General features: G+C 60.5%; 17 protein-coding genes. 1 reads left to right on the top strand and 16 read right to left on the bottom strand.

The features are described from left to right. Positions 1-92: 92 nt before the first annotated feature. The 12 genes from QMC91_RS09265 to QMC91_RS09320 all read right to left on the bottom strand — a co-directional run bounded on the left by QMC91_RS09265 (position 93) and on the right by QMC91_RS09320 (position 10,557). Complete coding sequence (locus tag QMC91_RS09265) at positions 93-395, bottom strand: hypothetical protein (protein ID WP_300237957.1); 303 nt, start codon at positions 393-395, stop codon at positions 93-95. A gap of 29 nt (positions 396-424) precedes the next feature. Then, complete coding sequence (locus QMC91_RS09270) at positions 425-1,363, bottom strand: hypothetical protein (protein WP_300237959.1); 939 nt, start codon at positions 1,361-1,363, stop codon at positions 425-427. Between the two features lie 571 nt (positions 1,364-1,934). After that, the gene (locus QMC91_RS09275; protein ID WP_300237961.1) at positions 1,935-2,381 is read right to left on the bottom strand and encodes a hypothetical protein; all 447 of its coding nucleotides are present in this window, start codon (positions 2,379-2,381) and stop codon (positions 1,935-1,937) included. 28 nt (positions 2,382-2,409) lie between these two features. Beyond that, the gene (locus QMC91_RS09280) at positions 2,410-2,844 is read right to left on the bottom strand and encodes a hypothetical protein (protein WP_300237963.1); all 435 of its coding nucleotides are present in this window, start codon (positions 2,842-2,844) and stop codon (positions 2,410-2,412) included. Between the two features lie 172 nt (positions 2,845-3,016). Continuing rightward, positions 3,017-3,538 carry a hypothetical protein gene (locus tag QMC91_RS09285; RefSeq protein WP_300237965.1) on the bottom strand — a complete coding sequence of 174 codons (522 nt, stop codon included), beginning with the start codon at positions 3,536-3,538 and terminating at the stop codon, positions 3,017-3,019. A gap of 16 nt (positions 3,539-3,554) precedes the next feature. After that, positions 3,555-4,367 (bottom strand): hypothetical protein, encoded by an 813-nt coding sequence (locus QMC91_RS09290; protein WP_300237967.1) that lies wholly within the window; start codon positions 4,365-4,367, stop codon positions 3,555-3,557. 441 nt (positions 4,368-4,808) lie between these two features. After that, positions 4,809-5,930, bottom strand: a complete 1,122-nt coding sequence (comE, locus tag QMC91_RS09295; RefSeq protein ID WP_300237968.1) for a sulfopyruvate decarboxylase subunit beta — start codon at positions 5,928-5,930, stop codon at positions 4,809-4,811. Further along, positions 5,923-7,215, bottom strand: coding sequence for a cysteate synthase (locus QMC91_RS09300; protein ID WP_300237969.1), 1,293 nt, complete (start codon positions 7,213-7,215; stop codon positions 5,923-5,925). The genes comE and QMC91_RS09300 overlap by 8 nt, the downstream gene beginning before the upstream one ends. After that, positions 7,212-8,453 carry a methanogenesis marker 16 metalloprotein gene (locus QMC91_RS09305; RefSeq protein WP_300237970.1) on the bottom strand — a complete coding sequence of 414 codons (1,242 nt, stop codon included), beginning with the start codon at positions 8,451-8,453 and terminating at the stop codon, positions 7,212-7,214. The genes QMC91_RS09300 and QMC91_RS09305 overlap by 4 nt, the downstream gene beginning before the upstream one ends. After that, entirely contained in the window at positions 8,450-9,070 is a 621-nt protein-coding gene (locus tag QMC91_RS09310; protein ID WP_300237971.1) for a (Fe-S)-binding protein, read from the bottom strand. Before QMC91_RS09310 ends, QMC91_RS09305 begins: the two co-directional genes overlap by 4 nt. A gap of 3 nt (positions 9,071-9,073) precedes the next feature. Next, positions 9,074-9,781, bottom strand: a complete 708-nt coding sequence (locus QMC91_RS09315; protein WP_300237972.1) for a GTP-binding protein — start codon at positions 9,779-9,781, stop codon at positions 9,074-9,076. After that, complete coding sequence (locus QMC91_RS09320; RefSeq protein ID WP_300237973.1) at positions 9,778-10,557, bottom strand: ATP-binding cassette domain-containing protein; 780 nt, start codon at positions 10,555-10,557, stop codon at positions 9,778-9,780. Before QMC91_RS09320 ends, QMC91_RS09315 begins: the two co-directional genes overlap by 4 nt. A gap of 105 nt (positions 10,558-10,662) precedes the next feature. On the opposite strand from QMC91_RS09320, the gene QMC91_RS09325 reads away from it, so the two are divergent. Next, a complete protein-coding gene (locus tag QMC91_RS09325) occupies positions 10,663-11,148 on the top strand; it encodes a helix-turn-helix domain-containing protein (RefSeq protein ID WP_300237974.1) in 486 nt (161 codons plus the stop codon). Between the two features lie 14 nt (positions 11,149-11,162). Here the strand turns inward: QMC91_RS09325 and QMC91_RS09330 are convergent, their stop codons facing one another. The 4 genes from QMC91_RS09330 to QMC91_RS09345 form a co-directional block, all read right to left on the bottom strand. After that, complete coding sequence (locus QMC91_RS09330) at positions 11,163-11,975, bottom strand: hypothetical protein (RefSeq protein WP_300237975.1); 813 nt, start codon at positions 11,973-11,975, stop codon at positions 11,163-11,165. Position 11,976: 1 nt separating this feature from the next. After that, positions 11,977-13,080, bottom strand: a complete 1,104-nt coding sequence (locus QMC91_RS09335) for a carboxypeptidase-like regulatory domain-containing protein (RefSeq protein WP_300237976.1) — start codon at positions 13,078-13,080, stop codon at positions 11,977-11,979. Positions 13,081-13,097: 17 nt separating this feature from the next. Continuing rightward, positions 13,098-13,529 (bottom strand): hypothetical protein, encoded by a 432-nt coding sequence (locus tag QMC91_RS09340; RefSeq protein ID WP_300237977.1) that lies wholly within the window; start codon positions 13,527-13,529, stop codon positions 13,098-13,100. Positions 13,530-13,824: 295 nt separating this feature from the next. Continuing rightward, positions 13,825-14,634, bottom strand: a complete 810-nt coding sequence (locus QMC91_RS09345) for a hypothetical protein (protein WP_300237978.1) — start codon at positions 14,632-14,634, stop codon at positions 13,825-13,827. Positions 14,635-14,715 lie beyond the last annotated feature (81 nt).

The raw sequence follows: 14,715 nt of genomic DNA on the forward strand, positions 1-14,715 counted from the left end.
GTATTACCGGAACTGAGAAGGGTGTTTGAGGGAACACCCTTCATGCCGACGGCGGAACAGCGGGTGCCCTGAATAGTTACGTGGATTATTTCCTACCGCTTTTCCAGTGCTTCAAGCCGCTCTTCAATCCTAGTTATAGACGCCTGCATCGAACGTAGCAGCTCAGTGCTCTCCACAGAATCGAACCGGGTTTTCTGTAAAACGTCAAGGTAGCGTTTTTCTTTGTCATCAATCCACGATTTAAAGTTATGTGCGAGGCTCTCAATAAACATCAGTGTGATGACAACCCCCCAGATCAGCCAGAGGCCAGTAACGGCACTGATAATGGTCACTCCTATCGCTGCAAGAATATACAAGGTATTTTTACTTTTTTCCATCATTACAACCCCTTTCATCTAAATTTGCCTGCTCAGAATTATTATTATTATGAACAGCCATCATCCTCTATAGATAGCCACTCGTTCTGAGAGCCGCCATCATTTGTGGTCAGCCATGCGTTACAACTGACACAGGCATCCATCTGTGCACGGTTAAAAAGGAGCCCTAGTTTTAAATGGCCATTTACTTGACCAGAGACCGTGCCTGAACCAGATGACGACGAGCTAAAGTCACATTTATTCCATAGAGTAAAAACGCTCCATGTGGATCTATCGGTGATTCCAGAAACATTTTGCCCATAATTTACGTAGAAGACACCCTCTGTTACAAGTCTACCTCTAACTACAAGATTGGTCTTATACTCATCTGTCCGATTTTTTGTTACCATATATTGATCCGCCATGATTAGGGCCGAATCTGGGAGCCGGATCGGAACAGAATAAAGTCGAGTAACCGTTTCGGTCGTGAAACTACCTTCCGCTGTGATCGGTTCTCTGAGCGAAACTTGCTCCGGACTGTAGGATACTCTCGTTTCACCCAGTAGTTCAGGGACGATATCGTACATGGTTACAGATTCTCCGTCATACACCACCTCAAGCACAAGGTCTCCGCGGCTGATAAGAAGGATCTGGTAACGTTCCAGATCGTAGAGGCCTATAATAGCGTCTGCATCATCGGTCAACTTTGCCTTTTCCATAATCTCGTCAACAAGACCTTCACAATCGCTATAGGACTTAAGTGGAGGGACGTCATCCGAACTCTTTGGTCCATCAAGACCGAATTCCCTCAGCAAGTTGATCTCAGATCCGGATTCGTAAGAGAAAGTAGCTCCGTTCTCTGGAATAGAGCACGAAACACATGCTTGGTTCTGATCTCCAAGGAGATCGTTCCTAGGACTAATATCTTGCGCAATAGCGGAAGACACGACCATCGAGACCATAAGGAGCAGCCCTAGTAAGACAACTCCCGTTCTCTCTAGTTTCATAGGCTATTTTCCTCCATTTGCCATAATCCCAAAAAAGCCACAGAACCGCAACGCCTATTATCTATAAGCACAGCACAGACAGTTCTGTCGCCTCCGGGCATGCGGGGCTCTATCATCCGGGCGTCAGACCAGGGGGTGGGCAGCCCCCGCACACGAGCGGGCACCGCACGCGGCACCCAATCCAATTCTGGGTCGTTAGAACATATAAAAACAGCAGCCATCGTTCGGTTTTTTCCGAATTCAGCTTAACCTTCTCATTGTGGGGCGATCGCACGGCAGTGTGCCCCCGTCCCCGCCGGGAGGGGTGTGCCCGAAAGGATGCACTCACCCGATCTCTGGAGAATCGGTTCGGAACAGAAAAACCCAAACCTTTTCTTCGCTGAGGGGGGAGGATGATACCTCCCGGGATTTTCCCGCAGTCGGCCTCTAAGGCTGGATAATACTGGATAGGGTGGCCCGAGGCCAGGCGGTGACGCCCAGACTGATGTTGTGGTTCAGTTCACTCCCTCCGACTTACCTCCCCCGTGGAAAGAGGCGATGCATATCGAGAACGGGCGACGGGGACTCCCCTTCAGGGCCATGTCGTCAGGACCACGTAATACGCACCCTCATACTCCATGAGCGGGTACAGCCCCCTCTCCCCCTGGGGACCGTAGGCATCGTGGAGCGCCTTGCTCTCCCGGTACGAGACTTTAGTTCCCCCGATGACACGCTGGTCCCGGTAGCCCCACTCCCACGCCGACGGGTTGCGCTCCCCGCCCCGGATGACTGCGTCGAGTGCGGGATGCCGTTCGAAGTCCTGCTCGGTCAGGGGAACGATCATGCTCTCTCCCGGCTCCGCTCTCTCCATGACGTAGAGCATCGGCTGTTCCCCAGAACTCTCGTGAGCGTAGATGATGAGGGCGTCGGCGAGCATGAAGCCGAGGACGACGGCAACGATGCCGGCAAGACCGCAGGCTACGATGAGCCCTGCCGTTTTGAACCGGTTCCTTGACTTAGGATTCTTATCTTCTTCCATTCCAATAGCACCTGCTTTTGACCCGATCTTAGGGGATCAGGGTGAGGAAGTAATAGTACGCACCGTCATATTCGACGTACGGCTGGTTCTGCGCCTCGACATCGGGACCGAACGACTCGATAAGTACTTCCCGTTCCAGGTACGTCACCGGAGCATTCCCAATCGTTCGCTTGTCGAGGACACCATCTGGATACCAGGGCCCGGGATGCCGGTTGTCGCCCCGGATCGCGGAGTCGAGCGCCGGGTGCTGCTCGAAGTTTTTCTCGGTCAGGTGAATGACGGATACATTTTCCGGCAGTTCTCCCCGGACCTCCCAGACGGTCAATATCGGAGACCCGCCGCTTGCTTCGAGCCAGGCGAAGAAGGCGGTATACCCGAGCACAACCGCCGCGACGAGGATGATGACGCTGATGAACGCCAGAACCCCTACGATGATCAAACGTCTGTCTGGTTTCGACTTCATGTGACCCCCATTATTACCTTCATCTGATCCTGCCGGAAGGAGAGCGTTCTATATCCTTCCGAAGGATCTGTTCTTTCTTTTCCGACGCGTCTTGTCTCTGATTTCTGTAACCCCATGTCCTTCGGTAACAATTTAAAAAGGTGGTTGGGGTGGAATTTGCATCTACTCTCAATCAGGAGTGGTAGTTTGCAACCGTCCATTTTGTCTCCCGGATTCTCCTTGCGTTGTCATGATCGGCATCTCCGTGGTAGTTGTCCGACGAAAACTCAGTGGTGCTCATTGCCTCGTTGAAGAAGCTGTACGTCACCGAAATTTTGGGAAGCGGGTCAAACCATTGGCAGGCTCTACGGTAAGACGGCGTCGTCCGGTTTTGATCCAGATCCTGATGGCCTGTATCAAAGAGATGCCCCAGTTCATGGATGCTCACGCACCTGCGGCCGTGTGTGGTACCCTGGTACCAGAGGTCGTCAGGGACCATCTGGGCCCAGGCATGCCGATGATTAGCTGGGTAGTAGCCGTAAGAAAGTCCCTGTGCGGAACCATCTGCATCGTAACCGCCAACATACAATGCGAGATCCGAGGCCCAGAGATCAAGGTCGCTATTTGGATAGACCCTCTCAAATGCAGCAACCGGGTTGCTCAGGATGTCTGGTTGATTTGAGAGTTGAACCCTCCTGGAGTCAGTATACGCCATTACACAGAGCGCCACCCTAATATCGTCCCGGTCGAACTGCCGGTTCGCTTCGGCTACGATATCCTGAGCGACTGTTTTCCAGTTGTCCTGATCCTGGTAGAACTTGGTTATCGGTAACCACCAGCAGATTGACCGTGGCATACTGGTCCTGGAGTTCTCTCATGGAAGATTCCAGATTCTCGGGAACTTCGGTCGGAGTGTATCCTTCCGGGGGCGTGAGCGTCCCGTAATCGATAAGACTCCATTTTTCAGGATTTTCAATATCCCGAGAGCTGTAGATGACATGCAGAGGCGACGCTTCTCCCTCTGCGCGCACTCGCGACTCGACCGGGGTGATCCAGAACGTCTCGTTACCGAAGGTTACGCTCCCGACAAGGGCGTTTTCCCCGGTCGTCAGGAGAACGTCGCTCCCGCCAACGCCGACGATCACCCCCTCGTACGAGTCGATGCCGTCGTCGATCTGCTCAAAATCCATCCTGTGCAGTTCGGCCTGGTACTCCTTGCCGTGGACCCGGAGGGGGAGTACACCCCGTACCTGCTTGTTCAGTGCAGCATGTTCGAACGTCACGAGGTCATACCGGGTAATGCCCTTCGGGATGTTCAGTTCTTCCGGCTCCGGGATCCCGGATGCCCGTATATCAGATACCGATGTAGCACCCGCGATGAGTACATTCATAGAGTCACCGACGACCAGGGCCGGCTCGCCGCCACCTACAGCAGGAGTCCCTGTTGCATCCTGAGCGCTCACCGCAGACACAACAACCATGCTCACCAGCAGCACAGCGAGGAGCATGGAGAATGCCCGCATTCCATTTTTTTCTCTTTTCATGTGTTCCAACTCCTTTTTTCTTTGCCGGAGGACAGAAGAGGCACACATTTTAAGTACACGGAATGTGTACATTCCCTTTGCCTCCGGGCATGCGGGGCTCTATCATCCGGGGCGTCAACCGGGGATGGAGGGACCCCACGAACTTTTGCAGACGCATCATCGAGGCGCCCACACAAGGACATGGACGTAAGTTTATTTATAAATTCTGTCCCATTCCTTTACACGTTCTGGGGCTGTTATCAAAACTGCCGAAAACAAATCCTCCTCCTGAGGTAAAACCACAGGAGATCATTCTTCTTGCTACGGTGTGTGCAACCGTTTCCGGCTGGCAACCCTCAAGTGATGCGATGAGAAACAGGATACGGGAAAAGTTCCACTACCCAATATGACCAGCGGGAAAAAGAGGATGTACTCGCTCTGCCACAGGAACGAGCCGAACACCTACCTCCCAAGCGCCCGCACAAACCGCTCCCGGATCTCCCCCGGGGTGAGGGGGATATTCGGAACCCTGGCATTCCCGGGTTTCAGAACGACGTGGATAAAGTTCGGTCCCCGGCCCCGGCTCTCCCAGGCCTCTTCGAGTTCCTTCTCGTCCTGCACCTTGCAGGTCCTCCGGATCCCGGCGACACGGGCGAGGAGTTCCATGTCCACCTGGCCGTAGGCCGGGGTGGGCTGGTTCCCGGTGCTCCCGAAGGCCCCGTTGTCCAGGCAGACGATCGTGAGGTTCTCCGGCGCCTCCGCCGCCACCACCGGGAGGACGGCGGTCCCGAGTAGACTCCCGTCGCCGTCGAGGACGACGATGTCCCGGTCCGTTTCAAGGGCGAGGCCGAGCCCGATTGGGGTCGCCTGGGTATAACTCCCGAGCATGTAGAAGTTCGTGTCCCGGTCGTTCGCCGCGTAGAGTTCTTTCGAGGGAACCCCGATGTTTGCGACGACCGCCTCGTCGTCGAGGGCGGAAGCGATCACGCGGATCGCGTCGTTTCTGGTCATCACCGGGTTGCAGAATGTCCGGCGGTAGGCAAGCACCGACTCCCGGGCCCGCGTCGGGAAGACCTGTTCCGGCAGGCAGGCCTCCTCCTCCCCTTCCCAGAACGAGGGGAGGATCAGCCCCACGTGCGGGCACATGGAGTCGTAGGCATCGCGGACGACTGTATCGATTAATTCCTCATCCGAAGGATCGCGGATGATCGTGAAGGGTACCCCAAGCGCCGCGAGCACCTCCGGGACCGCACGGTTGAACGGCACCTGGGCCGGGATCGCCTCCCGGTAGACCCCCCGCCAGCTCGCGAGGACGGGGAGGGGAAGTCCGAAGGTGACGGTGAGCGACATGATGGCATTCAAGGAGTTCCCGAGCCCCGAACTCTGCATATGGAGCACGGGCCGCCCCCCACCCATCGCGAGCCCGGCGCAGACCCCGACGCCGTCCTCCTCCCGGGTGAGGTTCACCGCATGGAACCGTTCCGGTATCAGGGCACAGAGGTCCCGGGTCCGGTCGCAGGGAAGCATCGGGATGGTATCGACCCCGAGGGCCGCGAGGCGGTCGAGGACATGCCTTTCACGCACGGGCCGCCACCTCCTCCTGCTCCGCGAGCCAGGACTGGATTGCATCCCTGACCTCTCCGTCGAGGACTGCCCCGGCCTTGATGCGGAGGAAGGGCTCGACCACCTCGCGGTCGAGGTCTTCTGCTGCACGCTGATACCCCCCGCCGGTGATGTTCAGGAGCACCCGTTTCTCCGGGTCGATGAGCCCCTCCTCCACCGCCCGGGCGGCGCTCGCGACCGCGACCGCGGCGGCCGGGTCGAGGTCGATCTCCTCGGTCTCGGCAAAAAGCCTCCCGGCTCCCCGGACATCCTCGTTTGCGACCGCGTACATCCGACCCCCCGAGGCTGCGAGTGCGTCGCTGACCCCGCCCCGGACTCCCCAGGGCGGGTGGCGGTTTGTCAGGACGTCGGCGTAGACCCGGGCGATCGAGGCTTCGGCGTCCGGCATATCCTCAGCTACGATCGCCCTCCTCCCTGCCTCCCAGGCCCTGACCATCGGGACGAAGGGGAGGTTCTGGGAGAGGTGGAGTTCCGGGAGGCGGGGGCCGAACCGGCCGTCGGCAACGAGCCGCTCCGCGGCCTCCCAGGCGGCGATCCCCCCGGTTCCGCTCCCGACCGCCTGGAAGTAGTAGTCGGGGAGCCTCCCCGCGGCGAGGGCCCCATCGAGCATCACCGTCCCCATCCCGTCCCGGCGGGCGACGTTCTTCACCCCGCCTTCAGGGACGATTCCCGGGAGAGAGCAGACCTCCCGCCCGAAGGCGATGGAATCTGAGTAGTCCCCGTCCACCGTGATGAGGCAGACGTTCTCTGCCGGAACCGTCGTCCAGAGCCGGGCGGCAGCGGCCGTCGGGACCACCACCACGACCGGGGCCCCGGTCAGGCCCGAGACCTGGCAGAATGCCCGGCCGGTGTTCCCCGCCGACGAGACCTGGATGACCCCCGCCCCCTTCTCCCTGAGGCGCAGGACCGTCGGCTGGGCTTCGAGTTCCTTGAATGAGCAGGTCTCCATCCCGGCGCCCCGTTCGGGCCAGTAGCCCGAGAAGGTGATGGTGAGGTGGGATAGCCCGAGCTCCCGGGCGAGGCCGACGCTTTCGTAGGAGACCGGACCGGCATCGACCCTGAGGTGCCCCTCAACCGGGAGCCAGTCCTTGTAGCGGAAGATTCCGGGGAGGTTCCGGAGAGTGAGGCGGCGCTCAGCATAGACAGTCCTGAGCAGGGTATCGCACCCGGACGGGCAGTCGAGGGTGTAGCGGTCGGGGAAGGATCGACCGCATCCCGGGCACCTGAGGAGATATTTCCCCCTCATCGAGCGCCACCCCCGGTAAAGGCGAACCGGCCGTCCAGGACCATCACTTTTAAGTCCCGGCAGAGGTCCTCGGCAAGCCTCCTTCCAGACTGGCGCAGCGTGATCGGGACCCGCCGACCCCTGACCCGGAGCGAGCCCCCATCCCCCGAGAATGCGTCGTTTGGGCAGGTGCCAAGACAGGCGGTGCAGCCAAGGCAGCGATCAGGGTCGATACCGGTCTCGCGGGAGAATGCACCCGTCGGGCAGACGGTGGCCACAACACAGGTCGAGCACTCCCCGCACCACTCAGGATGGTAGGTCACCTCCCGGTCGGGGTGCTGCCAGACGTCAGCGTAGGTTGCCTCCCCGAGGACAGCCCGGGTGTTGATATCGGCGACCGGGAGAGGGATCTCCTCGTCGAGGACCCGGAGCCCCGCGACCTGCCGGTCGTCGAGGACCGGGATCGCGGCACCGAGGCTCGTGATGCACTCGGGCCCGGCGGAGGTCCTAAAACCCCCCATGTAGCGGGGCCGCATCCCGGCCATATCGGCGATGACCGTGAGGTTGGGGCGCTGAGGGGTGCTCCGGGTCCCCTCACCGGTCACCATACCGACCGAGCCGTTCAGGAGGACCGGCGTCCCGGCACTGACCGCGAGCCCGAGGGGGTCGTTCTGGAGGGGGTTGATCTCGCCGCACCCGCTGACCGAGACCTCCCGGCAGGGCCCCGTGAGCCCCTCAAGGGAGAAGATCGTCTTCACCCGGGTCGGTCGGGTGTTTAAGTAAGCAGTGTAGTTCCGAAAAGCGCTCCGGGTGGTAAAGATCCGGGCGTAGGAGAAGTCCTCGATGGTCACCCGTGCCTCTACCGTGCGGTCGGCGGCCTCCACGACCACCTCGATCTCGCGTCCCTCGACGATATCGCGGAAGAGGTGCCCGCCCCCGTAACCGGTCCCGGCGCGGGCGGTTCCCGAGACGATCAGGTCGACAATCCCTAGGCGCTCGTTCGGACAGGGGCCGGGCATGCAGGGGACGCCGTTCGCCAAGGCACGCTCCGCCCGCTCGAAGGTTCCCGGCTCAGCGACCGGGACGGAGAGGATCGCCGCGGTTCCCGACATCACCCCGCAGGTCCCGGTGGTGACCACGTCCACGTCCGCGGCCGAGACCTCCGCACCCTCGCGGATGAGGCGCTTGAACTCTGCAGCGGTGTAGACGACCGCCGAACCGTCCCGGATCTTCTCGTCGATCTCTGTTATCGTCTTCATAGCAACCTGATATCCTCCACCCGCACTTGAAGACCCGCGGACTTTGCAAGCACCATGTTCACGACACCCGTATGTGCAAGGTTCATCATGCAGTAGCCGGGCAGGAACCGCTGGCGCATCCCGAAAACCGGCTCACGCCGCACCGGCAGGCAAATCCCCTCAAAACCGACGATGTGGTAGGCCTCAACGTCCTTAAATCCTCCGCCCCTGGAAGCCTGCGGGCCGACGACCACACATGTGAGGAGACCGCTCACAGGACTCGCGTGGAGGACCGAGAGAACGTGCTGGACCGGGCATCCTGCACCGGCCGGTCTCCCGACGACGATATCCCCGGGCACAATCCCCCACTTCTCCACGAGGTCGGGGCGGAAGGGGAGGATGATCTTCCGGGCCGAGACCTCGCCGGGCAGGGGTTCGATGATGAAGTCATACTCCATGCCGAGGACGTCCCGGCCGGAATGGAGGGCCTCACCCTCGAACCGGGGGGAGGCGGTCCCGGTTCGGTAAAAGACGCAGTCAGCGAACTCCTTCTCCCCCCGCCTGACCAGGGCAAGGAAGGCCTCGCAGGTCGGGGCCCCGCAGGCCCCACAGTCCTTCCCGGGGGGAGTCCATGCCATGAGTCAGTCCCCCCGGTAGAGGTAGTCGGCGCCCTCGAGTTTGCGGATGACCCCGAAGTGATGCTGCCACCCGACCCCGGTCTTCCCGATGCAGATGGTGCAGACCCCGAGCGGCGGCGCACCCCGGAGCACGATGGCGTCCGGGTCGGTTATGGGCAAAGAGGCCTCAATCGCCCGGAGGAGGTAGCGCATCCCGGTCCCCTGGAGGGCGTTCGTCTCCACGATATCGAGGCCCGGGTTCACCTCCCTGATCCGCTCCCGGAAGACCTCTTTCTCGGCCTGGGAGACGAGGTCGATCCTGGTCACGACCGCGACGTCGGCAAGCGCGAGCATCGAGGACATCTTCAGGGGGGTGTTCGTCCCCGAGACTGCGGAGAGAACGGCGATCCCAAGCCCCTGCGTCGTGTAGGGGGAGCAGCGGAGGCAGAGACCGGCGCTCTCGACCAGGAGGAGGTCGGCGCCCCCCTCCTCGACCCAGGCGATGGCATCCCGCATCACCATCACCCCGGCATGGTCAGGGCAGAGGTCGCCGGAATAGACCTTCCGTGCCGGGATCCCGAACTCTGCCGCGAGTTCCTCGTCCTCGAACGCCCGGACGACGTCGATTTTCAGGTAGGCGATCTGATGCCGGTCCTGGAGGGCACGAATGGTCTGCCGCACGACAGCGGTCTTCCCGGCTGAGGGGGGCCCGGCGATGACGACGAGCCTCATACCCCGACCGATCCTGTGACCAGGTTGCCGGCCCTGATCTCGTCCCGCATCTGCCGGAGGATGCCGTCGAGACGACGGGCCTCCCTGAGGGCAGCGTTCTCACGGCCGTCAGGCTCGATGACCCGCTCGACCGCTCCGTCCCGCATGACGATCCGCCGGGCCGAGAGGAGGGAGATCAGAGGGTCATGGGTGACGAAGATGACTGCCTTCCCCCCGGCACGGAGGACCCCGATCACCCGTTCTTTGAAGATCCCGGCGTTCTCCACCTCATCGAGGAGGAGGATCGGGGCAGCCGCGATCAAAACAGCATCAGCTACCAGGAGCGACCGGGTCTGCCCACCCGAGAGCGCGGTCATCCGGGCATCGGGCTGGATCGCCTCGCCAGTAAACTCGTTTGCAAGGTCGATCGTCCGGCCGACGATCCCTTCGTCCTCGATCTTCCTGGACCTGACATGCATCGCAAGAAACTCCTCAACCGTAAGGTCGGCAAGGCATTGGGTGTTCTGGGTGATCAGGGCAACGGGCTTATGTGCCGGATCGCGGACAAACTCCTCGGGTGGATATTCACCGTTGACGAGGACTGTCCGTCCCGTTGCGGTGTCGTTCCGGGCAAAGACCTCGATGTCGTTTATGAAAGCGCTCTTCCCGGAGCCGGTGGGACCGACGATGGATATTGTGTCGCCCGGGCGGATGGTGATCGCCTCGAACCGCTCAGGTTCGCCGCTCCTGCTCCGGCCGGGAAGGATCGTGATCTCCCTGATATATGGGTTATCCATGCGGGAAGAATGGTCGCCCGGAAAATAAAAGAGTTATCCTTTGAAGGCATCAAATTTACCAAAAAAGAGGAATAATTATCTGTATAATAATACTATGGTATAGTGATGTTCTCGCAGAAGATCTTTGAGACCGATTTTGCCACGGCGCTCCAGGAGGAACTCGCCCGGCAGGGTATGAGCGTCCGTGACCTCGCCGTGCTGGCGGGGATCCCGGTTGCCACCCTCTACAAACTCACCTCGGGCAGGGCAGACCCCAGACTCTCCACTGTCCGGCGGATCGTCAACGTTCTCGAACCACGGGAAAAGAGTTTCATAGCGGTGATCGCGGCCCGGTTCCTGCTCGACGACCTTGACAACCGTGACCTTCAGATCGGCGAGAAGAGTTTCCGTATACGGGGCTATTCTGCAGACTCTCTCGACGAGTGCATCATCGCCGCGGTGCAGGCGGACCGTGAAGGGGCGCTCGGGGTAGTCTGTGCCCCCATCCTTGCACCGATCGTGGAAAAACTCGTCGACTGTCCGGTGGGGATTATCAAGCCACAGCAACAGACACTGATCGAGGCGATCGAGACGATTGCAAAGAGGGTTTAGTGGAACGCCACAACCTAACTCTCGATGAAGTCGATCAGGTAGTAGTTCCCGCGGTACTCCGCGATCTTCCCCCGATAACCCTTTACGATGCGCATCGTCTCGCTCTCCGAGAGCGGCACCTCCATAAAGCCGGTGCGGAGGGTCTCGTTCACTTTAGGGAGGCCGACGAGATCGGCATCGGTGAGCGGGACGACCTTGTGGCCGGCGTTCAGGAAGTCGGCTTTTGTCCAGCCCCGGGGGTACCCGGAATCTTCCAGATCCCCGTTGCTGATATTGTAGAGCGTGAGGTAACAGCCGCTCAGCCCTTTCACGTCGGCGGAGGAGTAGAGGTAGTGGAGGACTTTGCCCGGGGATCCGGCGTCGTATCGTCCGGTGCTCTCCACGCGGTACGCGACACCGCCAATCTCGAAATAGCCGCGAAGGACGTCGCCGCTGATGGTCAGGTGCACCCTCCCCTCCCCGGAAAGGGTGCCGGTGAAGGAGTGAGTGTCGTGCAACGACTCCTCGAGATCCGCCGTGCAGGGCTTCCCGGCGATATGCATCGCGAGCGGTTCGCCGGAAAGCAATCGATCGAGGATTGCCTCTGTATCGTAGACCGCGAGTTCGCAGCGCAGGATCGAAGAGAGGATATCCACGCCCTCGACCGGGGCATCCCTCTTCTCCGTGAAGAAGTCGATATGGACCAGGGCCTGATCCTGTGGGGCAATCTGCTCGTGCGGGACTACGGTGACCTCCGTGCCGGGCCAGAAGACCGCAAAACCCGCTGCCAGCGCCGTGACTGCGGCGGTGAGGAGGAGCGCCGGGATCACCGAACGTTTCTCTGTCATCTCACCACCTCCTCCGGCCGATGAGGAGGAGGGCCCCCAGAAGCGAGAGAACCGCGAGCGCGGAACCGAACCCCGGAACCGTCCGGCTCGACAGCTCCAGTTCCAGGTCGAGGTCGTTCGTCAGGTTCTCAAAGACGAACTCCTCCCGGAGGGGGGAGTAACCCTCCTTCTCGACCGTGACGGTCTGCCGGTAGCCGAGGGCATCTTCTACCAGGTAGTCGCCATTTTCTCCCGTCACGGCCGTCGCCGCAAGGGGTTCGTTGTCGAGCGTAAACACCGATTCGAACCGAACCAGTGCACCGGGAACCGGGTTGCCGCCGGCGTCCGTCACCCTGCCCGAGACGGCGATCGCCGGCGGCGGCGGGAGACCGATGCGGACGGTCACGTTCACGGTCTTCTCGGCCCGGCGTCCGTGGTTGTCCGCCACGACGGTGATCGTGTTCTCCCCGGCGGAGACCGGCACCGAGCAGGCGAATTCGGGCCGGTTTCCGCACGAGACCTCCCCGGTTCCGCTCCGCACAACCACGTTGTGCAGACCTGCGGGGGCATGCACCTCCCCGACGACGGCGACGCGGGGTGGAACGACGTCGATCCAGACGGTCTCGCCCTCACGCGGGAAGGTGATGTTGATGGTGATCGGGTCTTCGACGGGCGGTGGACACTCGTTGATGACGGTCAGGATGAGTTCCCCGGCCTTGCCGAAGACGAAGGTCACGTTGTCGTGATGATAGACCCGGGAGTCGTTCGGGAGCTGGTGCAGCCAGGTGCACGGTTTCTCAAAACCGCCCGGGGTGGGAACTTTTGCAGAGAGTTCGTCGCTGATGGAGAAGAGGTGGTTCCCGTCTTTATCGAAGACCAGCGTCTTCTCGTCCGCCGTATGGACCATGATCGAACCGAACGGTATCCCGGTGGTCACGCAACCGTCCCATTCCGGCTGAAGGCTCAACACCCCGGAGATGGCGATCGTCTCGATCGATTCGTTCACCTTCAGTTCCGGGATCAGGTGCTGGTTCGGACCGAGGTCCGCGCCTGCTGCCGGGACGGCCGCGAGCAGCACCGCGAGGAGGAAGAGGGGGAGTGTGCGTGTTCTGGCCTTTCCGCTCATTCTCAATCCCCCGCCGCTCAGTCCCGGTAAACTGTCCCGACCCGGTAGTACAGGCCCTCGTACTCGAAGTACTTCCGCTTGCCGGTCTCGCTATCGAAGATGTAGGTGTCTATCGTCTCCTGGCGGATCTTCTCCGGGTACTCCACGCCCCCCACCAGCCGGATGTCCCCGGACATATACGGGCCCCCTTCGTCCTCATGCCCCTCACCCCGGAGGATCGCGTCCAGGACGGGCAGGTTCCGGAACATCTCCTCATCGAGGGGAATGACGATACCCTCCCGGGCCCTCTCCTCCGTGACTTCGTAGAGCAGGAGTTCGTCGGGCGGGATGGTTGTGGCGATGTAGGAGGAAACAACGACGTAACAGCCGAACAGGAGGAGCCCGGCGACCCCGACCGCGATGAGGTATCGCTTCAATCGGGTGCCCTTCTCATGATTCGGCGGGGTCATCGAACCCCCTCAAGAACGGCTGCATCTTCCTCCATCTGCCCTCCTCCCGGGTGCCGGCCCGGTTTTTGGCGGGTCGCACGACCGGACCCCCGCCCCGGGATATCGGCATCCATGCGGGAGAGGTCGACGTTCTTCTATAAACGATTTCTGTGACAATCGTCTACACGTCGGGCCTTCACGATCGATTTTAAATCCAAACAACGCCGTCGCTGGCCGGAACCCGGGGGCGCGCCGGTCCCTCAGAGAGCGAGCACTACCTCGCCATCGTGAATGATGTACTTCTACCCAGCTCCCCTCAGGGGCCGGTGTAGGGAGGGGTAATCGCCACGGTTCTCATCGGCTCGACGGCCACCCCCTCCGGGGGACTGTACTGGAACATGCTATCCGGGATCCCGGTGTTCCAGGTAACGTTGCGGTATTCTACTGTCAGGAGCGCCTTGCCCTTAGCGTTGAAGAAGTCGGCTCTCCTGAGAATCCATGAGTCCTTCTCAATCCCGGCATGCACGGCGTAAACCGGGTACCACTGCCGATCCGGAGTTTCCGCTATCCGGGTGGTGTTCGCAACCTCAAGCACGTAAATCTTCTTTCCGTCCTCGGTTTGCACCCCGGATAACGAGCACTCATGGTCGGCGAGCAGGTTCCGGATCAGGCCGAGAGCGTCGAACGCACCCGTCGCGTACTCGTCACCGAAAGTATAGTTGCGCATCCGGGCAGAGACGTAGAGAACCTCATCGGTAGCATTGACGTAGTGCCACTGCGTTTCACCATCGAAAACAACGAGATCTCCTGCCCTTGTAGGACGCCCGGGATCAGTGGGATGTTCGGCAAGGTAGTTAATCCGGAACCGATCCGGCATCTTAAACCAGACCACTTCACAGAACGTTCCGCGATCCGATACGCTCGTCACCGTTGCGGAGAAATCCTGTAGCGAGTCGTACGTCTCGGTGAACTTCGCGGCAACCTCAGGGCCGGGAGGAAGTACTTCTTCTGGCGGTAAAACCCCGTCGGATGGCAGAGGTTCCGGGGTAGCCGGGCCTACAGTGCAGCCCGCCGTCACGCACACGGTCATTATCAACACCCAGGGGATCCATCGTCGCGATTGCATTTAGCACCTCAATACAATTTCATTTCGTAACAGGTCAGGTATACCTGTAAGCCGCCGTTGGCATGAAGGGTTCTCTCTCGA

Origin of the sequence: Methanoculleus sp. (assembly GCF_030019085.1) — an archaeon.
GTDB lineage: Archaea > Halobacteriota > Methanomicrobia > Methanomicrobiales > Methanoculleaceae > Methanoculleus.